General features: G+C 64.1%; 15 protein-coding genes and 1 pseudogene. 4 read left to right on the top strand and 12 right to left on the bottom strand.

The window, feature by feature from the left end:
• From ASE79_RS19565 to ASE79_RS19535, 9 genes and pseudogenes are all read right to left on the bottom strand, one after another.
• Positions 1 to 258 (bottom strand): annotated as a pseudogene (locus tag ASE79_RS19565) (transposase); the annotation flags it as partial.
• 214 nt (positions 259 to 472) lie between these two features.
• Positions 473 to 724 carry a glycoside hydrolase family protein gene (locus tag ASE79_RS21175; protein WP_156359791.1) on the bottom strand — a complete coding sequence of 84 codons (252 nt, stop codon included), beginning with the start codon at positions 722 to 724 and terminating at the stop codon, positions 473 to 475.
• A gap of 275 nt (positions 725 to 999) precedes the next feature.
• Positions 1,000 to 1,434: a hypothetical protein gene (locus tag ASE79_RS19560; RefSeq protein ID WP_056420827.1), complete on the bottom strand. Its 435-nt coding sequence runs from the start codon at positions 1,432 to 1,434 to the stop codon at positions 1,000 to 1,002.
• 80 nt (positions 1,435 to 1,514) lie between these two features.
• Positions 1,515 to 1,856 carry a hypothetical protein gene (locus ASE79_RS19555; RefSeq protein ID WP_156359790.1) on the bottom strand — a complete coding sequence of 114 codons (342 nt, stop codon included), beginning with the start codon at positions 1,854 to 1,856 and terminating at the stop codon, positions 1,515 to 1,517.
• A 235-nt stretch (positions 1,857 to 2,091) separates the two neighbouring features.
• A complete protein-coding gene (locus tag ASE79_RS19550) occupies positions 2,092 to 3,633 on the bottom strand; it encodes a hypothetical protein (RefSeq protein ID WP_156359789.1) in 1,542 nt (513 codons plus the stop codon).
• Positions 3,634 to 3,666: 33 nt separating this feature from the next.
• Positions 3,667 to 4,728, bottom strand: a complete 1,062-nt coding sequence (locus ASE79_RS19545) for a hypothetical protein (protein WP_156359788.1) — start codon at positions 4,726 to 4,728, stop codon at positions 3,667 to 3,669.
• An 817-nt stretch (positions 4,729 to 5,545) separates the two neighbouring features.
• On the bottom strand, positions 5,546 to 5,674 hold the full coding sequence (locus tag ASE79_RS21925; RefSeq protein WP_268796179.1) for a hypothetical protein: 129 nt from the start codon (positions 5,672 to 5,674) through the stop codon (positions 5,546 to 5,548).
• 35 nt (positions 5,675 to 5,709) lie between these two features.
• The gene (locus tag ASE79_RS19540; RefSeq protein WP_056420816.1) at positions 5,710 to 12,411 is read right to left on the bottom strand and encodes a M10 family metallopeptidase C-terminal domain-containing protein; all 6,702 of its coding nucleotides are present in this window, start codon (positions 12,409 to 12,411) and stop codon (positions 5,710 to 5,712) included.
• A 181-nt stretch (positions 12,412 to 12,592) separates the two neighbouring features.
• Positions 12,593 to 13,675, bottom strand: a complete 1,083-nt coding sequence (locus tag ASE79_RS19535; RefSeq protein WP_056420813.1) for an HAD family hydrolase — start codon at positions 13,673 to 13,675, stop codon at positions 12,593 to 12,595.
• A 293-nt stretch (positions 13,676 to 13,968) separates the two neighbouring features.
• On the opposite strand from ASE79_RS19535, the gene ASE79_RS19530 reads away from it, so the two are divergent.
• From ASE79_RS19530 to ASE79_RS19515, 4 genes are all read left to right on the top strand, one after another.
• Positions 13,969 to 14,340 carry a hypothetical protein gene (locus ASE79_RS19530; protein WP_156359787.1) on the top strand — a complete coding sequence of 124 codons (372 nt, stop codon included), beginning with the start codon at positions 13,969 to 13,971 and terminating at the stop codon, positions 14,338 to 14,340.
• Between the two features lie 561 nt (positions 14,341 to 14,901).
• Positions 14,902 to 15,285 carry a hypothetical protein gene (locus tag ASE79_RS19525; protein WP_056420805.1) on the top strand — a complete coding sequence of 128 codons (384 nt, stop codon included), beginning with the start codon at positions 14,902 to 14,904 and terminating at the stop codon, positions 15,283 to 15,285.
• Positions 15,286 to 16,201: 916 nt separating this feature from the next.
• Positions 16,202 to 16,831, top strand: a complete 630-nt coding sequence (locus tag ASE79_RS21170) for a hypothetical protein (protein WP_156359786.1) — start codon at positions 16,202 to 16,204, stop codon at positions 16,829 to 16,831.
• A 23-nt stretch (positions 16,832 to 16,854) separates the two neighbouring features.
• Entirely contained in the window at positions 16,855 to 18,153 is a 1,299-nt protein-coding gene (locus ASE79_RS19515; protein WP_056420800.1) for a nucleotidyltransferase family protein, read from the top strand.
• On the opposite strand, the gene ASE79_RS19510 is transcribed toward ASE79_RS19515, so the two are convergent.
• Genes ASE79_RS19510 through ASE79_RS19500 form a run of 3 tightly spaced genes read right to left on the bottom strand, consistent with a single transcriptional unit; the run spans position 18,120 to position 20,670 of the window.
• Positions 18,120 to 18,497, bottom strand: a complete 378-nt coding sequence (locus ASE79_RS19510; RefSeq protein ID WP_056420797.1) for a lasso peptide biosynthesis B2 protein — start codon at positions 18,495 to 18,497, stop codon at positions 18,120 to 18,122. The genes ASE79_RS19515 and ASE79_RS19510 overlap by 34 nt on opposite strands.
• A gap of 14 nt (positions 18,498 to 18,511) precedes the next feature.
• Positions 18,512 to 20,431 carry an asparagine synthetase B family protein gene (locus ASE79_RS19505; RefSeq protein WP_056420796.1) on the bottom strand — a complete coding sequence of 640 codons (1,920 nt, stop codon included), beginning with the start codon at positions 20,429 to 20,431 and terminating at the stop codon, positions 18,512 to 18,514.
• Complete coding sequence (locus ASE79_RS19500) at positions 20,428 to 20,670, bottom strand: PqqD family protein (RefSeq protein ID WP_056420793.1); 243 nt, start codon at positions 20,668 to 20,670, stop codon at positions 20,428 to 20,430. Before ASE79_RS19500 ends, ASE79_RS19505 begins: the two co-directional genes overlap by 4 nt.
• Between the last annotated feature and the right edge of the window lie 24 nt (positions 20,671 to 20,694).

Raw genomic sequence — 20,694 nt, 5'->3', positions numbered from 1 at the left:
ACGGCTTCCGCTGCCGCGAGCCCCTCCATCATGCGCAAGAAGACACCCCTCTCGCCCCACCGCTTCCAGCGATTGTAGAGCGTCTTGTGCGGCCCATAGTCCTTCGGCACATCACACCAGCGTAGCCCGTTGCGATTGACGAAAACGATGCCGCTGGAGCACCCGCCGATCATCGACCCGAGGCTTGCCATGGCTTTTAGGAAAGAACGGTTGCAGACGCGCCATCTGCTCATCCGTCAGCCAGTACAGGTGGCTCATCCACGCTCTCCTCACAGAGCCTGAATCAGATCGCGCCTCTCATATCAATGGGTCCTGACCCTAGCCTTGTTCAAATTGTGGAAGGCATCGCAGCCGGCGCGGATATTGACGGCATCGAACATACGGTCGACGGTCGACTTGCAATACGCCGCCCCGCCGATGTTGTAAGCGAGAGCCCGGCTGCGACGAGTTGCCCGCCACCGATCGACGGTGTTCACTGCTTTACTTCGCTGATGTGTATGATCGCCTGTTGCTCCAGGCGCGCCCGACATTCGGTGTCGCTGTAGAACTTGCCGACGACTCCGTTATTCGTATCGCCCATGCAGGCCGTCGGGATGCCGACGATGTCGAAATATCCGACGTTTTTCTTGCCTTCCCATTGGGTAAGCCCATCTAATAGATGCCAGCGCAGCCGACCCCATAACGCCTGCGAGAGTAGTCTTTGCGGGAGTCGAAAGCTTGGCACGCGCGCTAGTATTCGCCGCAGCCGAGATTGGCTGCGGCGGCTTTAATTCCGTTATGTTTCTTCCTTCATGTATGAGCCTATTCGGCTGGTGAAATGTTTAAAGCGTGCCAGGGAACGCTCCCACGTGCTCGGGCCGGCCCGCCCCGCGTTTCACACGGCGCTCGAGGCGGGCCGTTACACCGGAAACTTTTGCAGGGCAGGGCGTTCACCGGCCACCGGGATGCCCCCAACGTAAACCGGTCGGCTCGCTTTCGCCCCCCTGGCAAAGCGTGCCGCTATGTTGCCGATTTGTCGGTATCGACCCCGAATACGGCACCAGCTTTCTGCAAGTACCTCTCGACGATCTTAAAGATGCCCTCGCCAAGTATGCCGAGGCTGGCACCGTACATGAGTGCGCTCAAGGGTTTGGGGCGCTGCGAGATGACGATCGCGGCCGACACCGCTAGCGCCATGCCGCTGACGGGTATGTCACGGCTCCATCGGTGCTCTTTACGAACAGCTTGCGCGGCACCGATCCAGAACCGCGCAGCGAAGCACCCGAACAATGCCGCGAACATGCCGGCGGCTTCAAACGGGTAGCCTAAGAAATGCCAGATTACGGGTACCGACGTCGCTACCGTAGCCCCTTTGGCTGCCATCGCGGTTGCGGCGACAGGTAGTATAGCCGCCATCGTTGCGCCCCCTTTGTAGATGCCCCGACCGCCGATCATCGCGTAAAGACCAGGCCGATCGCGGCAATGAATGTAAAAATCGCCAGCCAGAGCATTCGCCGGACCATCGGCCAGGCGAGCTACATATCGAGCGGGAAAGGCTCCTTACGCTGCTGCTCGATCATGCCAGGTTCCAAGAGGACGTATGTCATCAATGCCGTGATCCCGCACGCAACCGCGATCGGATCGATCATCCGCTTCGGCGTTAGGTAAACGCCGGTGGCAATCGGATCGTTTGGATTCCAGCCCCATAGGCTGACCGCTTCAGCGCTACACCGCAACGTGATACCGAACGCAAATAGGATACCGAGCAGGCGGTAGATGCTGGCAGGCGATAACCAGACGTCCTGCCGGCGATGCTTGATCGAGTCGCCGGCCAGTTTCACGATCACCATGATGCCGATCAAGGTCGCGATCGTCATCACGGCGAGGTTTATGACGACAAGCCAGCCCGTGCCGTTGAAGCTGGGCGGCGCAAGCGTCTGCGGTCCTTCCGCGACCGCCTAGGCCGCGAAGCTACTATCGTTCATGATAATCTCCGGGAAAGGTCCAGGCGACAGGCGCCGTAAAGAGGCGCGTAATCGACAGGCCTCGGCAGAACGCCGTGGCGGTATATCCCGCCGATGTCGGACTGACACCGGCGGGGTTAGAGGTCAGTCAGGCAATGCGCTCGACGGATAGCCGCGCACCGGCGAGGATAGTGGCACCCCCGGCGCCGCCCCCGAAGCCAATGGAGAGCTGGCTGCCCGTGCTGATGAACGTGAAGTCCATATTGAACTCGCGAACGTCACCCGCGTTTGCATCGAGTAAAATGGTGTCAGAAGTGGTGACGTAGATGCCAGCAGCGTTTTGCATCTGGATCGGGCCATAGCCGCTTGCAAAAATCGAACCCGAAGCTGGCAGAATGTAGAATGCGAGCTTGGCAGACCCTCCATCCTTCCGCATCTTGCCAGCCATCGTGACGCGGTATTCGCGACCCGCCACGGTCGTGAAGCGAGCCTGCGGCAGTGTCGTGCCTGTTCCGACGACATTGTATCCCGATGCCAAGGGAACAGGCGCTTTATAGACATAGGCAACAGTCTGGCCAATGCCGATCGGCGCGTAGACCTCGTTCGCGGTCACGATCACCGTGGTAGGCGAAATGTAAAGGGTGTCGCCTGCGCCAATGTTCACGATCAGGCTGGTGATCGTTACGGTGCCGCCAAAGACACGAACAAGGCCACCTTGGGGATTGTAGACGCTCCCTGTCGCAGCAGGGTTGCTGTCTACGATTACGTCAACATCGATCGAATCGAGACGCGCTGCTGCATAGACGATGAAGTTCTCCTGGCTAAAGCTCTTCCAGCGCCCGCCGCGCATCGTGACCTGACCCACGCTTATGATGGCCGGTACACCTGCCTTGGTGCGGTCGGCGTACTCGACACCGCTGTCGACGAGCGCGACGCGGCCGACGGGCAGATTGTTGAAGTTTGCGATCTGCATGCCGAGCTTGCCGTCCGTGTTGACCGACTGACAGTCCTCGAAACGGATGTTGTCGATCAGGCCGCCCTTGGGATCGCTGTTCGTGTCGTTGGCGATGATCAGAAACGCGATGCCCCCGCCCGTGTGGCGGCCGTGCCGGAAGGTGATGTCGCGGCTGGCGAGCAGGCAGTGCCAGACCGCCTCGACGCCAAGCGGATTGTCGCCATCGCCGTCTCCCGAAACAGTGTTCTCGAACAGGATGCCATAGGCCTGTGTCGTCTCGAAATGGACATTCGCGTTAAAGGACTGGATGTCTCGAAACACTCCGCGCTCGGCATATTCGTGTGCCCAGAAAGCGTAGCCGCAGTTATAAGTGGCCACTCGCTCGACGCAGAAATCCTTTGCGCCGTACATCCATACGCCTTGGACCTTATCGCCGACCTTGGGTGAAACAAGGGTGAGATCGCTGACGCGTATGCCGGTCGCAGACTGTGCCGAACGGATCAGCGCCTTGTCGAAATAGTCGCTTGACGAGATGTTGTCCGTGCGGATGAGCCGCGTGGCACCAATGCCGGCGCCGACAAGGAATTTGCCCGAGGGGATGATGATCGCGTGATCGAGCACAAGATCAAGCGCTGGCAAGACGACGCCGGAGAATGTGGGATCAGCTAGGGCGGCGTTGATCGCTACGGAGTTGTCCGCAGCCGGATCGGACGGATTGTAATAAAGTGGTTTCAATTATATTCTCCAAGATAAGAGACTGAGAATGAGCTAAGCCCCGTTGCTAGTGTAGCATGCACGGACAAAGCGAACCGCGGCTTTTAACTCAATCGTTTCGATCGTTAAGCGCCCCCCGGCGAGGAGCGTCGCGCCACCTTCACCACCGCCAAAGTTAACCGATACTTGATTGCCAGTGCCAACGAACGTCAGGTGCATATTGAATGCGCGGATGTTGCGGGCTGATGCAGCCAGCGACTTTGCGTCGGATGTTGGTTGATACGTGCCACCAGCATCCTGCATCTCGACGCGTCCGAAGCCCGTTGAGGCGATTGGGCCGGATGCTGCATCGATGTAGAAAGCAAGCAACTCGTCAGCGCCATCCTTGCGTTGCTTGCCGGCGAGCATGACCCGGTAGCTCCGCCCGGCTGTGGTTCCGAACCGTGCAAGCATGCCATCGTATCCGGATGCCTTGGCGATGTCGGCCGGGTAGACGAACAACACTCGCTGCCCAACGCGACCGGTTCGTAGGTTGCCGGTCTTTGTGGTCGGCGACACGTAGAGCGTCCCACCAGCGCCAATGGTCATCGATGCGGTCGTCATCGTGATCTTGCCGCCAACGATGCGGGTCGGTCCCTCGCTGTTGTAGACGATACCGGTTGCGGCCGGGTTAGCGTCCACGTTCACCTCGACATCGACCGCATCAAGCGAGGCAGGCCCGTATATGATGAAGTTCTCCTGGCTGAAGCTCTTCCACCGCCCCCCTCGTATCGAGACCTTCCCAAGGCTGATGATCGCCGGGATGCCTGCCTTGGCCGCGCTGGCATATTCGACACCGCTATCGATCAGGGAAACGCGCCCTACTGGCAGATTGTTGATGTTGTCGATCTGCATGCCGAGCTTGCCGTCGGTGTTGATGGCTTGGCAGTCGTCATAACGGATGTCGTCGATCAAGCCGCCTTGCGTGTCGCCGTTCGTATCGTTGGCGATGATGAGGAACGGGCAGCCTGACCCCGTATGTCGCGCGCGACGGAAGGTGATGTTGCGGCTGGCAAGCAGGCAGTGCCAGACCGCCTCGAACCCGAGCGGGTTGTCCCCGTCGCCGTCACTCGACACCAAGTCTTCGAACAGGATCCGGTAAGCCTGCGTCGTCTCGAAATGTACGTTAGCGTTGTAAGAGGCGAGATTGCGAAAGATGCCGTCTTCGGACCGTTCGTGTGCCCAGAAAGCATAGCCGCAGTTTTAGGCCTCGACGTTCTTGACGACCCATTTCTTCGCGTTGCGCATCTAGGCGCCTTGGACCTTGTCGCCATGCACCCCCGTCGATTTCGGTGCGACCACCGTCAGGTTGCCGATCCGGACACCGATCGTCCCGTTGAAGATGATCACGCCCTTGCCGACATTCGCCAGCGCGGCGATGTTGGCCGTCGCGACTAGCTGGCAGGCGCGTTAGTGGCCCGATATCCAATGCGAAAACTGCCGCATGACCGCGCCGCGGGCGCGTATTCTGAAGCGCACCAGGACTCGTTTCGCACATCTGACTGGCGCAAAATCGAGCGATACGGGACGCGTGAAACTCAGGATTGTGGTTGTGAGGCAGCGGCCCTGCCCCACCTATCCGCCTGTCTCCATCGCCGTTCCGTTTTGGAAATGGCGACACCATCGTCTGCAATGACCGCGGCACGATTCAATCGGAGATCATGGACATGGTGCGCGCGCATAGGGCAGGCACGAAAACGGCGGGTCGAACTGCGTGATCGATTAGGCCGATGCCAGGGGCACGTCTCAAATGACCGTTGGCGAAGCACTTGCGTCCAGCGTTCGTGTCGTCGGGGTCTGCACCGTGCGAGCCGGCTATGGTTGTGCCCTGCCGAAACAAAAATGGCCGACGCGATGGGTATCGCGCCGGCCATTCCTGTTTGTCGCGCGGCGATCAGGACGTGGTGAACGCTCCGTCGCTGGTCGTGCGGGTGCCGGTTTCTGCGGCGCCTGCCGCGATCTTCTGGACCGCGGGGCGGACCCAAGGCTTGCGGGTCGTCGACGTCGTGCTGGTCTTGGTCATGTGTAGCTCCCCTGTAGTGATTACGACTGTAGTGATTACGGCAGAATAACGGAAGGCGGCGTCAGGTCGCTGACCGCTGCCAGATGCAGAACAAGATCGGTGCCAGCCTGATACCCGGCAACACCGTCGGTGTTAAGGACCATGAAGGTTTCGCCTGCATAATTACCCGAGGTTGCAGTGAACGTCACTGCCGCATTGCCGCCAATGTTGCCAAAGGCTGCCGCGAGGTCATCGTTGAACGTGGCATCGTCCAGTCGACCGTTCTGACCAGCGGTGAACACGTCATAGCTCTGACCATTGACCTGGATCGTGTCTTCCCCGCCCGTGAAGCCGAACAGCGTATCGTAGTTCAGGACTGCGGCACCGTTGCTGCCGACCGTGACGTTCGAGTCCGCCGCGGAGTTGAACAGATAGGCATCGTTGCCGGCCCCGCCCGACAGCAGGTCGCGACCGAGGCCACCGAACAGCGTGTCATTGCCCGTGCCGCCGAACAGCGTGTCGTTCCCGGATCCTGCGATAAGGCGCAGCATCCCGTTGGTTTCCTGGCTGCCGTCGATGACGAGGTTGGCCGCGACCGGGCCCATCTGGTCCTGGAAGCTGGTTACCGCGGTGATCGTCTTGGTGGCACCCGCGGCCACCCAGCTGTCATCGACGAAGATGGTGCCATAGGTGTTGGTCGTGCCGTTCGCGCCGCGCAGCAGCGCCACGATCTCGACATCGGCATTGGTGCCGCTCAGCGTCAGGTTGCCGGCAAAGCCGTCGAGCCCGAGCTGGTCGATCCCCGCGCCACCGACCACGACGTCACCCGACCCGAACCGCTCGGGCCCGAAGAAGAACGCATCGCTGCCAGCGCCGCCCGTCAGCGTGTCCGTGCCGGCACCGCCGAACATCAGGAACGAACCGTCGGTTTCCGCCGAACCGTTAAAGGTCAGGCTGTCGGCCTGGGCGAGATTGCCCCCGAACACCGTGAACACCTGACCCGCGCCGACCCCGGCATCGTTCCAGGCGATGTCGTAGTTGCCGCCTGCCAGCGTCGCGAGAACCTCGACGTTGTTGAGCGTCCCCGCCTCCAGGACGAGCCGGTTGGCACCGGTATAGTTGCCCTGGAGCCCAACCTGGTCGGTGCCTTCGCCGGCATCGATCCGGTCGGCGCCGGTCAGCATCGCGCCTGCCAGGATCGCGTCGTTCCCCGCGCCCGTCGACAGCGTCACGGCACCCGTCTTCCCCGACAGGTCGAAGAAGTCGGAACCACCCGTGCCCAGCGTCAGCACGACGCCGTTGGCGAAGCGATAGCGCTCGACATTGTCGAACAGGCCAACCTCGTCGGACCCGTCGGTGCGCAGGAAGGTGGCCGACGTCGCCCCCGGCTGCGTGATGCTATAGTCGTTGTAATTGCCCAGCAGCACCGCGGTGTCGGTACCTGCACCGCCATTGACGGTGTTGATGCCGGCCCCGCCTGCCAGCGTGTCGTCGCCATCGCCGCCATTGAGGATATTGGCGCCTGCATCGCCGGTCAGCGTGTCGTTAAACGCGGACCCGGTCAGGTTCTCGATGCCGCTAAGCGTGTCGGAGCCCGCTCCGGTCGCCTGTGCTGCGGTCAGGCCGAGGTTCACCGTCACGCCGGCCGTCGCATCGCTGTAGCTGGCCGTGTCGTTCCCGACGCCGCCGATCAGGATGTCGTCGCCCGCACCACCGCGCAGCACGTCATTGCCATCCCCGCCGTCCAGCGTGTCGTTGCCAGCCAGGCCGATCAGCACATCGTTGCCGCCTGCGCCGCTGAGAACGTCGTTACCCGTGGCACCGGTGAGCGTTTCGTCCTCGGCAAAGCCCGTCAACGTCAGCGCGCTGATGAAGCCATCGAAGTTGAACGCCGTGAACCCACCCGTATAGCCGTTGGTGATCGTGAAGACCGTCACGAAGCCGTTGGTCACGCCCGCGCCGTCGCGATCGGTCTGCATCAGCAGGTCGCGTCCCGACTGAACGAGGCGCAGATGGCCGCTGGCAAACGCGTTGCTGTTGGCGGTGTAGCCGGTCAGCCCCAGATTGAGGAAGCTGGTCAGCTCAAACTTGTCACCGGTGTTGCCGCGTTCGAAGTCGGTGACGCGGTTGCTACGGGCGGTGGTCGCCACATCCGTCGACGCCCCCGCCGAGGCACCCACGCCGAGCTGGATGATGTCGGCGCCGGTGCCCAGCGTCAGCACATAATTGTTGACGGTGGTCGCACCGCGCATGCTGATGCTCACGATGTCGTCGCCGGAGCCGGCGTTGATCGTGGCACCGGCGACGCCGGTCAGGACGATACGGTCGTTGCCCGCACCGCCATCGACGGTAACGACATCGATGTTGCGATCGTTGGAGGTCGCCCCCAGCGCGAGGTAGGTCGACCCCGACAGGCCGGCAACGTTCGTCGCCAGCGCGGTCGACAGCGTGCCGCCGCGCAGTTCGATGAAGTCGTTGCCATCGCCGCCGTCCATGTCGATGTTGGTCGCCGCGTTCACGGTGCCGGCGGTGGTCGTGTTGGCGCGGGTCACCAGGATGCTGTCGTTGCCGCCATAGCCGAACAGCGAGTCCGTCTGCGTCAGCGTGCCCGTGGTGGTGGCGACCGCATTGTCGGTGATCAGGTTGAAGTCGTCATTGCCGCGCAGCGTGTCGCCATAGCCCGAGCCGGTCAGATACTCGATCCCGACCAGCGTATCGATGCCTTCGCCACCCGTATCCTGTGCTACGCCCTGGATCCGGAGATCGACGGTCACGCCCGAGATCGAGTTCGCGTAGGTCGCGGTATCCAGCCCTTCACCGCCGATCAGCGTATCGTTGCCGAGCCCGCCCGATAGCGTGTCGTTGCCGTACCAGCCATCGAGGACATCGTCGCCCGCATTGCCGACCAGCGTGTCGAGCGTGCCGCCGCCGCGCACGACGTCGTTGCCGATGCCACCACGGAAGATCACGCGCTCGACGCTGGTGAACGACCCCGCCGCCACGCCATCGATCGTAATCGCGCTGTTGCCGGCCAGGTTGCCGAGGTCGAAGCTGACGCCGCCTGCACGGTCCGTATAATAGGCATAAGCGAGATCGGTGCCGTCGCCACCGTCGAACGTGTCGTTGCCGCCATCGTTGGTAAAGACGGCGCTCAGCCCGGCGCTGCTGCCATTGCCGATGCCGCCGACCAGCGTGTCGTCGCCATCGCCGCCGCGCAGGATGTCGTTGCCCATGCCGCCGACGAGGACGTCGTTGCCGGCACCGCCTTCGAGCACGTCGTTGCCGTCGGCCGCGGTCGCCCCGGTGTTGAACGTGTTGACATAGTCGCCGAACAGCACGTCGTTGCCGGCACCGCCGATCAGGACGTCCGAGAGACCGCCGCCGACCATGAAGTCAGCGACCGCGCCGCCAACCAGGCGGTTGGCCGACGTGTTGCCGCCGATAAGGGTGTTAGTGAAGGTCGACGCGCCGATGACGACTTCGATGTCACGCAGCGAGTCGCTGCCGCCAGAGATGCCGATCATCTGCGCGGCGGTGATGTTGAGGTTGACCGAGACGCTCGAGGTCGAGGCGGAATAGTCGACCGTGTCGAAACCGCCAGAACCATCATAGCTGTCGTTGCCGCCGCCATCGAAGAAGACGTTGCTAATGGCATCGCCCGTGATCGTGTCGTTGCCCGAACCGGTGCGGACATTCTCGAAGCCGCTGATGGTGTCGTTGCCGACGCCTGTATTCTGGGCGGTCAGCGTGGCGAGGTTGACCGTTACCCCGGTCGCCCCGCTGAACGCCAGCGTATCGACGCCCGCCCCACCGACGAGGACGTCATCGCCGAGGCCGCCTTCGATGACGTTGGCGTTGACGTCGCCGGTCAGAATGTCGTTACCTGCGCCGCCGGTCAGGTTCTCAATGCTACGCAGCGATGCAATCGCTGCCCCGCCGATGCTGGCGGCCCCGTCTGCCGTACCGTTCAGGCTGGCCGTAACAGCCTCGGTGTACCCAGTGAAGGACGCGGTGTCCGACCCGGTGCCACCGTCGAGCACGTCGACGGTGCCGCCCGCATTTGCGCCCGGATTGAGCGTGTCGTCGCCCGCGCCACCGGTCAGGATGTTCTCGCTGGCATCGCCCGTCAGGCTGTCATTGAACGCGGAGCCCAGCAGGTCCTGGAACCCGGTGAGCGTGTCCATCCCGGCGCTGCCGGTGTCCTGCGCTGCGCCCTGCAGCGCGAGGCTGACCGTCACGCCGGCCGCGGACCCCGCATAGGAGGCGGTGTCGTCGCCCGCTCCGCCGCTCAGCGTGTCGTTGCCAAGGCCGCCTTCGATGACGTTGGCGTTGCCGTCGCCGATCAGCGTGTCGTTATATTGCGACCCGATCAGGTTCTCGATGCCGGACAGCGTGTCCGACCCTGCCGCCACCGTGTTCTGCATGCTGCCCTGTGCGTTCAGGTCGACCGTCACACCCGTGGTGGAGCCGCCGCTGAACGCGGTTGCGAACGACGCGGTGTCGTTGCCCACGCCGCCGTTCAGTATGTCGTTGGCGATGGTGCCCTGCAGGAAGTCGTTGCCCTCGCCGCCGTCCGCCACGAGGCTGCTGGTGTTGGTGGCGGTGACCGTGGTCGTCACCACCGCCGCGTTCTGCAGCGAGACGTTGAGCTGATAAGTCTGCCCGGCGGTCAGCGGCTGGGCAGTGGCTGCACCATTCCAAAGCCCGACGCGGATGTAATAGGTACCTGCTGCGGCGAAGGTGTAGGTCAGATAGGCGTCGTCGTGACCGGGATAGCTCGCGTCACCAGACCCGGTGTCGTTGCTCGCCAGCACGGTCCCTGCGGCGTTGACCAGCTCGATGAAGCTGTCGTCGAGCGTGCCGGGGCCGTCGATGTCGAAGATCGCCTGCGATCCCGCGACCGTCACGTCGATCCGGTAATATTCCAGCGCGCCGCCTGCTGCGGTGGCATTGATGGTCGCGTGCGGGAGGCTGGTCGCGCTCGTGATGTCGGCATTGGCATCGACATCATAGGCACCGGCGGTCGCCACGGCCGTGGCGATGCTGCCGTTGTTGGTCGACTGCGGCTTGGTGATGTCGGCCTGCGACGGTGCCGAATAGGTCGTGGTGGTCGTGAAACCGCCACCGATCAGACGGTCGTCGCCGCCACCGCCCGACAGCATGTCCGCGCCGCTGGCACCACCGCTCAGCGTGTTGTTCTGGCTGTTGCCGATCAAGACGTCGTTGCCGATCGTGCCCTGGATGTTTTCGATGCTGCGCAGCGTGTCGGTTTCACCGTCATGGCTGACGATGACGTCCGCGCCGGTGTCGTTCAGCGTGACGTTGACGCCCGTGACGCCGGTGAAGATCACCGTGTCGCTGCCCGCGCCGCCGTCGAGGATGTTGTTGGCGATGTTGCCGACGAACACGTCATTGCCCTCGCCGCCCTTCGCGTTCTCAATCAGCGACCGCGCGTCGTTGTTGTAGAGCAGCGACATCGCGATGTTGCCCGGCGCCAGCGACGTTAGCCCCTGATAGGCCAGGCTATTGGCGAGCTGCGACTGGTCGACCGTGGAGAATTCACCCGGCCGCAGGTCGATGGTGACGCCGTTCGAATAGTTGCTGGCGTCGATCGTGTCGTTGCCGCCGCCGTCCCAGACGGTGAGGAAGATCTTGTTGCCCGACGGTGCGCCCTGGCCCACGCCGTTGATGAACATCTCGCCGGTCGTCTGGCTGAAGGTGTAGACGCTGTCGCCAGCATTGGTGGTGTAGTTGGCGCCGTACATGTACTGGAGCGCGGCCAGATCATATTGCATGTAGGTCTGCGGCTGGTTGATCTTTTCGCCAGCGAAGTTGCTGTTTGTGAACGGCGCTGGCGTATAGGTCATCAGCGACCAGGCCTGGCCGTCGCGATCCGGGGTCAGTGACTGCGTGCCGTAGCGCGGCGCGCCGCCGAAATAGAAGGACAGATCGCTGTTGGTATAGTCCTGATGCCCGTGCTTCAGCCCCATGGTGTGGCCGATCTCGTGCATCATGGTGGCGTACCCCCATGTGCCCTTGAAGGCGAGATCGTAATAAGGCTGGCTGGTGCGCCCGAACCAGATGTCGCCCGAGAGACCGCGCGTGTCGGACGGGAAGTTGCCGTAGGCGGATGCCACGTCCTGGTCGGCGCTCTGCGAGATGCGGATGTTGGCGTGGACGGTGTCGGTGTCGGTGATCTCGGTGAAGGTCAGCCCCGTCGCGGCCGAGAGCTGCGCGAACGAGGCGCGCGCCGCGGCCTGCTGCTGCGCACCCAGGTCGATGTGATAGAGGCTGACGCCGTTGGTGTCGTAGCCGCTGCCGTTATAGTTCGAGCCCGAGGTGGGGAAGCTGTAGGTCAGGTTCAGCGTGCCCCATTTGGAGCCGATCAGCGTCGCGTCGACGTTGCGGTTGCCCGTGAAGAAGTGGCTTCCGTCGGAATTGGTGCCGAGCGGCAGCAGCGTGCCGATATTATTACCTTCGGGATTGGCATCGGTCGGGCTGGGGGCGTTCGCCTTGGCGTATTTCGGGTTGTCATCGTCGTGCGAATCGTCCGCGATCGTCGGGTGGTCAATGTCCGACAGCATGTCGAGCGCACCGGGCCCCATATCGCCATCGAACGCGCCGCGCGTCTCGCCCATCGGTGTGGCCGTGCTGTAGAAGCCGGCGTCGGTCCCATGCTCGTTTTCCGCCTGCGGGTCCCAGGAGCCGATGATTACATTGTCGACAGGCACGCTGTTGTCGAGGTCGGAAGTATTCATCAATGGTCCCCCTGAATGACACGATCACATAGTCGTGCGGTGGCAGGCGCATCATCCAACCAGACTCGCGCCCAACCCGCACTAATTATTACATATGTTTCATCATATGTTCACGTGGGTCAAGGGCAAGCGTGTTGGGTTTGGCTGTAACTGAAGATCGGTACAAAACAGCGCTTGGCCGTCATCTTTGCTTGCGTGAAGCGATAGTCGCAATCGCATCCCGCATCAGAGCAGCACGGCTGGCTTCAGGCTGATCGCGAGTATCGTAATGATCGTTCAGCGCTCGCGTCGCAGCTGTCTTTTTGGCATCCGGCGCATTCGTAAGGGTCTGCCGTAATCGTACCGCCTCAAGCGCCCATCGCTGGGTGTGAAGGTAATCAAGGTTCGCATCGATGCCGCTGCGGAAAAGCTCCAGCTCCGTCATTTGAGGGGCTCTCCGCCGATCGGGATAGGCGTCACCCAGTTCGCGAACGCTGATAAACCGGCGGGCATGGGAGGCGCGGCCCCCGCGATCGACCCACCGCGCACGCAATCCCACCTCGACGGCACCAACGATATCGTTGTTCCAAGTGTCGCCCACCAGCAACAGCTCACTGGCCTCGCATCCCAGGCGTGCCGTCAGGCCAGCGTAGAATGCCCTTTCAGGCTTGATCGCGCCTGCATCGAAGGAGAAGTGCCAGATATCCACCAGGTCCCCCAGGAGGGCCTTCAGTGGAGCCGCATAGGGCAGGGCCAAGTTGGAAGCGACGGCGATCCTCACACCCTGCTCCCGGATCCGCCGCAACGCATCCAGCGTGTCGGGGTACCGCGCGATCGTCGCCAGTTCCTCGTCCAGCATCGCCAGCTCGTCGTCCGGGTGCGGCAACTCCAGCGCAGCGGCATAGTCGGCGAGCCCGATCGGCTGGACCATCGGCGAGGGCAGAGCCTCCGCCCGGTCACGGGCCTGCCGGATCAGCCGCTCGAATGGATGCCGCTTGCGACCGATATGGACCAGCGTACCAAACGCATCGAATGCGACTGCACGGGTGACCGGCGGTGGAGCATAGAGGCGATCGGCAGCGGCAAGCAGGCGGGCGTACAGCTCATCGCTGACGTTGCCGGCGCGGATCATGGCATCGGCGACCACCGCCGCGTCCGGGTCGGTCGGTTCGCGGAAGATCATGACCGCCTCGTTTCCCCGATCGCGGCTGGCGAGGTCAGCTAGGACGGCAGCGTAGGCGGTTTGCTCGGCCAGTGTGCGGAAACTCGGAAGGGGATCGCTCATGGCAGGATCGTCCTGGCTCGATGGGGAATGATCGTCAAAACGCCCGTCTCTGCTGCAGCTGCTTGTCCGAAGCGTCCCCTTCTGCGACCATAGACCTGCGGTTCGGTCAATCCCGGCCGTGGGGCGTAGGAACCCCGATGATCACAAGTCCGGTCGAGAGCTTCTTGGCCGGGTGGCTGTCACGCATGTCCAAGGCTTGCCCAAAGGTGGCAGCGCCTTGTGCTTGTGCAGGGTTCCTAACACCCGGCTTTTCAGCCGGGTTATGCCTCTATTCCAAGCGAGGAGGCATCGCGGTGGACGATCTAAAACAGAAAATGCGGGAATTGCTGGGCGGGCTGGGTGAATACCGACAGCCTGGATCGGCTCCATGCGAGCTTGAAAATCTGCTTTGTCTGCGCATGACAGAGATCGCTTTGAACAGGCCAACCGGCATGAGCTGTCCCAAGGATGTTTATGCCGAATGGATGGCCGAGGAAGCTGAGCAGTTTGTGTCATTAGCGAGAACGTTAATGCTGGAAATACGTGACGGGTTTTCGAGCCATCAGCGATTGCTGTTCGGAGGAATCATTTACGACCTGAACCAGAATATAGAGAGGTTTATCAACGATACCCTTTTGATTATGGGAGACAGGCAGGAGATACGCCGGCGTCTCGAAGCTAGCTAGAGCGATCACCCCTGGGTACCGTAAGCCAGATCGACATTTGGCGTCCGTTTTGCGTCCCTGCTGCCTCCTTGGGGCGTTCCTGGTGCATCCTTTTTGCGTTCTTTCTGCATCCCTTTTGCGTCCCGTGCCCCTAATTTGCACCCTTCCTGCACCCTTCCTGCACCCTATCCGCACCCTAATTGCACCCCAGTCCTTCTGCAGGGCGTTCCTTGCGCAAGAATGCATCATAATTGCATCATATCTGCGCTATAAACGCATCACATTTGCATCATTGGGCGAGCTTGCCTGCTGAGCTGCGCTCATCAGGGTAGTTTGGACCCCCTTAAAGCTCGGCCGGCCCGTTTCGGACCTGTCAGAGCTTCATTTCTAACCCTTAAAACCGTGATTTCGGGTCGTACACCATACGCACCTTCCGGTGCTGATGAGTCATTGATAAATAACGAAATTCATTCAACGTTTGCGTTTAGGCTGGACCCTACGCGGACCCTATCTCAGTGCAACCACCTATAAAGATTGTAGTTTATCATGCATAATAGGGTCCACCCTGTGGTTGGAGGCAATATGGCGCTGTCAGATTCCATCAAGGTCCGGTTGAGGGAGGGACAGGCGCTTGTTTATGCCGCCCAGGCCGAACAACGGGGGGTCGGTATCGCGGCCTTCATACGTGACCGCCTTGATCAGATCGATCGGGTCGAGGAAGAACTGGCGAGTATCCGTGCGGCCATGATCGACATGGGCGAGACGCTGGACGAGCTGCGTGATCAGTTCGCCGGTACCGGTAATAGCGCAAGCGCCCAAGTGCAGCCGGAGCTGGTAATACCGAACGCCGCTCAGATCGAAACGCTGATGCTGTTGCGGGCAATTGCATCGCCTGAAAAAACGCGAATGATCCGAGCCGAGCTTGACCGCCAGGGAATAGAACCGTGGCGTGGAGAAGTGCGATAAGACCGGCGATCGGACAGGCCAAAGGCATATAAGCCGGCTACAGCAACGCAGATTGAAAGGGAGCGACCAAATGCACCTCGATTGGAAGTTCCATATCTCGCCGGGCCGGTTGATAGGAATGGGTGTGCGCATGATCGCCCTAGCTGGACTTTCGGCTCAGGCAGATGCCGCTGTTGCGACCCCGTTGGCCTAGCCCAACCCTACCCAGTCCACCGCTGTCGATAAGGCGTTCGGTTCTGCACCGGCATCGTTGAAAGCTGACCTGACAGCCGCTCTTCCAACGTTGCGGCCTTACCTCGTCCCGCTGATGTGCGTGCAGAACGTATCGGGACCGCCACAGGGCCATTGGAACCGGGTGCATGCGGGACGGGCGGTGTCGAAATCACCCGCGGCACCCGCCCGCGGACCCGGAAAACGACCCTACACCCATGTCGATCCTCGGCTTGCCCGTCTGCCCAAGGCGCCCTTGCCATCGTCGGCCGGTCCCTTCGCATCCGCCAAGGTTGCGGAGGAGCTGGAGGAGCTGCGCGCTCAGACATTGAAGGCAATCGGCCGGCCCGCCTCTGCTGCGAGGATCACGCTTCCGCATCCGGCGATCCGGATGTTGCTTGCCCAGGATGGAAAAACAGCGAGCCAAGGCGGCTGAGGTCCGATGGCATACGACCGACGTCCTTTATGACAGTCCATTCGAGAAACGACGTCTCCGTATCCTCAACGCGCTGTTTCTGACGCTAAATCGTCAAGCGTATGACGCAGACTCGATCATCCTAATAAAGGTTGGGGGATAAGAGCGATTAAGCCATTTAAAAAATATCAAACTGTTGCCGCTGTGTACGCCCGCTTCCCCGTGTTTTCCCTCCGCGCCGCATCCAGCCCCCCTGCGTGACTTAAGCGCGCAGTTCGCGTATCGAGAGCTGTGTTCAAGCCGATGGAGAACGCGATGCCTCGCATCCTGCTGCCCTTCTCCGCGGCGCTTGCAGCTTGCACGCCTTCACCTCAGGATGCCGCCATGCGCAGTTCCAGCCTCGTTCCAGGAACCACCGTCCGAGGTTCGGGTGAGGCAAGGTCCAGCGGCCAGGATCTTGCGGTCCCGAATTTGCCCGCTTCGAATCTGACCGCCCCCGATGTCCGCGCGCCTGCGCAAGCCGCCCAGGCACCGGTTCCAGAGCCGGCATCGGTTGCCGAGAACCTTGCCGTGCCCATGCCCGCTGACCCGCCCGCTGTGCCCTCCGCCGCCCCGCCGACGGACTCGCCGGCAGAGGCGCGGGGACGGAAAACCCTGTCCACGGCCTTTGTCCGGGTCGGCCCCGACGGGCATTTGACGGTGGAACTGCGCGGCGGGCATGTGGTGGTGCTGCGCGACGTGGTCCTGCGCGCGAGGAAATATTGCGGCATGCCCGTGACGGGCGGCCCGCGCGAAGGCACGTCCGCGGGTCAGTATTGCGGCGGATATGCCGATGTCGTGGCGGCCCGCCCCGGTGGCGCGCCGACGCCGATGATCGCCGACCCGGGCACGCCGGCGCCCGGCGCAGCGAAGGGCGCATAGCCATCACGTCCTCAGTCGGGCCGGTGGCGTCTGGTGGGGGGCGCGCGCCGGACGACGCGGCGATCGACCGATCGGCGCCTGCCCCAGCCTCTGCCCATCCCGATCGATCCACGCCCGCCGATCGCGCGCTGGCGCTCGTCGCCGCCTGCGCGCGGCCGCTCGCCGATCCCGGCCGGGTCGCGGCGATCACCCGCGCCGCGGCTTCGCCGCTCGACGCGGACGCGGTCGCCACGCTCGCGCATCGCCACCGCGTCGAGGGGTTCGTCGAGCAGGGCCTCGCCGCCGCGGGCATCGTGCTTGCCGGGGCGGCCGCGGCGCGGCTGACGGCGGGCGCGGGCGCGGCGCGGCTGCAGGCGTTGCGCAACGCCGGCGAGGAACTCCGCGTCGGGCGCGCGCTCGCCGCGGCGGGGATCGACACGGTGTTCGTCAAGGGCGCGACGTTGGGGATGCGCGCGCATGGGATGCTGACGCTCAAATCGTCCTGGGACATCGACGTGCTCATCGCGCGCGCGCACCTCGACGACGCGGGCCTGGTGCTGCGTGATCTCGGCTATCGCCTGTCGATCTTCGGGGGGATCGACGATCCCGTCCAGGTCCGCCGCTTTCTCGCCGGGAACAAGGAGACCGAGTGGCACCATGCGGGCCGCGGCACCACGGTCGAGCTGCATACCGCGCTTAACGACAACCCCGTCGCGCTGCCCTCGGTCGGTCTGGGCTCGCCACGCCAGACCGTGGCGCTGATGCCCGGCCAGGCGCTGTCGACGCTCGCGACCGTGCCGCTCTTTGCCTATCTCGCCTATCACGGCACCGCGCATTTATGGTCGCGGCTGAAATGGCTCGCCGACGTCGCCGCGGTGTTGCGCGACGAGGACGTGGTGGCGCTGCATGCGCATGCCGTGGCGCTGGGCGCGGGGCGGACGCCGGGTGTCGCGATCGTGCTCGCGCACGAGATCCTCGGCCTCGACGTGCCGCCTGCGCTGCTTGCCACGATCCGTGCCGACCGCGTGACGCAGCGGCTCATCGCCTATTCGCATGCCGCGATCGTCGCGGCGCAGGATGCAGAGGGGCGTCTGATGCGGCCGTTCGGCGAACACCTCGCTTATGCACGCGCGCAAGGCTGGCTCATGCCCGGCGCCGCGCATCGCTGGTACGCGGCGCGACGGTTCGTGACCCGGCCCTATATCGCCGCGCATCTGCGCGTGCCGCACTGGGCGCTGCCCTTCGCCATTCTGGGCGCGCTGCCGGGCAGGTTGCTGCTGCGCCCGATCCGCCTGCGGCAGGAGCGCCGTCAGGCGGGCGGAAACACCGCCAGCAGGCCGTAACGCTCCGCGCCCTCGCACCCGATCACGTCGACCGCGGCTGAGCGGACCCAGACATGCGCGATCAACTGCCCCGTCTCGTCGCGCGCAGCGCCGTAATATAGCGCTGCCGCCAATCCGCGCCGCCGCAGCATCAACTGTGCGGCAAGCCCTTGCTGGAAGCATACCGCGCGCCACGGCACGCGCCGGCCCCAGGCGGCAACCGCGCGTTCGATCGCGCGCGCCTGCGCCGGCGTCGCCGCGGTTGCCGAGCGTCGCACCGCGGCTATGGCGGCGATCCGCCGGAACGACAGGATCGCGATCAGCAACGACGCCAGCGCCAGCATCGCCAGCGCCTCGATCAGCAAGGGCAGTCGGCGGATCAGTTGGTGCGCGCCGCCCGGCGCAGGAAATGCCCCGCCGCGACGCCGCGCAGCAGCATGGAGCGGTAACGGTCGACGATCGCCGGCTGGTTCCAGCGCGGGTCGTCCGCGGCAAAGTCCGGCCAGTCGCGGACCAGTGCGCGCAACTGCGCGACATCGACCAGCGCCTCGCCCGGCCGGCAGCGTTCGATCCCGTCCAGTTCGGCGACCATCTCGCCCAGCGCGCCGGACACGCCGATGTGCCAGTCGGCCGCCTGATAGCCGCGCCGCTGCTCACCGACGAGTTCGGGCGGCAGCCGGTCCGCAAATGCGCGCCGCGCCAGCGACCGGGGTTCGCCGCCCAGGATATATTGCTCGTCGGGGACGCTCAGCGCCCACTCGATCAGCCGGCGATCGGCGGTCGGGTCGCGCAGGTCGATGCCCCAGCCGGCGAGCGTTCCCTTGTTGTAGGATCCCATGTCGACCCGATCGAGCCCCCAGAGCCGCATCGCCCGCCCGTCGCGCCATGGGCGATAGGACAGATCGGTGCCGGTCATCGCGGCACGGGCGTCCAGGTCGGCGATCGCGTCCTGGCGCAGCGCGCTGTAGCTGTGCAGCGCGAGCGAGCGGCCGAACCGGTCGGTCAGCCAGCTCCAGGCGGCGGGCGACAGGAACGGGCCCAGCATCGCGGCGCCGATCCGTCGCCGGCGCCAGCCGCGCGTGCGCAGCTGCCGCGCCAGCCGGGCGAGCGCGACGAGCCGCCCGGCGCCGAGCAGCTGCGCGAGGTGCGGGATACCGTCGTGGCTCAGCGTGAAATTGCCGAGCTGTCCGGTCAGCAGGACGCTCACGCCGCGGCTGCGCGCGGCATCGTTGATCGTCTCGGCCCATATCGCGTTGCACGGATTCATGACCGGCCTCTGGTAGAGATCGAAATGCCTGTCGAGCAACGGCAGCGGCGATCGTCCGTCGCCCTGCACGCGGACATGGACGATATTGGCGTGCATCGCGGCGACGCGCGCGGCGATCGGCCCCTCGTCGGCGATCGCGCCGGCGGGGGCGGGGGCGCCGGGCCCCGGCACCGCGGTGAAGGCATGGAGCGGCTCGGACGCCATCATCCGGGCGGCCGTGGCGGCAACGCTGGCGCTGTCGAGCCCGGCGGACAGATGTGCGCCCACCGCGCCGTGGTGCCGGCGCAACCGGACTGCGACCGCGCGGTCGAGCTCGGCGCGCAGCCCTTCGGCATAGTCCGCGGGCTTGAGCCGCAGCACCGTGCGCACCGGCGTCCACAGCCGGGTCTCGGTGAGGCCGTCGGCGTCGATCGTGACCGCATGGCCCGGCCGGACGCGCGCAAGACCCGCGAAGAAGCTTTCCTCGCCTTCGGGCAGCACCGCCAGGAAGTCGGCGGTCGCGGTCGTGCTGGGTGCGTAGGGAATGTCGGGATGCGCGTGCAGCCCGCGCGGCATCGAGGCGGTCGCGACGAAGCCGTCGCCGCGATGGTAGAAGAGCGGCCGCTCGCCCATCGGATCGCGCGCCAGCGTCAGCGCCTGCCGACGCCGGTCCCACAGGATCACCGCGAACGCGCCGACGACGCGGGCGAGACCGGCGATACCCCATCGCTCCACCACCGCCATCACCAGCTGCGGCTCGGCCATGCGCGCCAGTTCGGCGGACGACAGGCCGAGCGCGGTGGCGATCTCGTCGCGATTGTCGATCCGCGCATCCGCGGCCAGCAGCAGCGTGCCGTCGCCGCCCGGCACCGGACCGCGGTCGAAATCATCCTCGGGAACCAGCGCATACAGCCGTCGCCCAAGCGTCGCGCTATCCAGCGTGCGGCGGATCGCGGCGTCGGGCCCGAACGCGGCCTGCGCGTCGAGCATCCGCCCGACCGTCGTTTCGGTTGCTGCGTCGCGCCGGCTCCACAGGCCGGCGAGCGCGGTCATGCCGGCGTCAGGCCGACGAGTTGTTCGCTCTCCAGCGACGCAAGCAGGTCGTGGAGGTCGGCGCGGCATTCGGCCTCGTCCACCTCATGCTCGGCGAGCAGGTCGGCGACCAGTTGATCGACGGTGCGCGGCTGTTCCAGCAGCTGCCACACGCGCGTCGCGGTCGCGTTGAACCCGTAGCAGGTGCCGCGCTCGACGTGCAGGCCGACCAGTTCGCCGGCCGCGTCGGCCTCGATCATTCCCGGCTGCCTCGATACCAGCGT

Origin of the sequence: Sphingomonas sp. Leaf28, from assembly GCF_001421685.1 — a bacterium.
In the GTDB taxonomy this organism is placed as follows: Bacteria; Pseudomonadota; Alphaproteobacteria; order Sphingomonadales; family Sphingomonadaceae; genus Sphingomonas; species Sphingomonas aurantiaca.
This window is presented reverse-complemented; position numbering and strand designations above follow the sequence as displayed.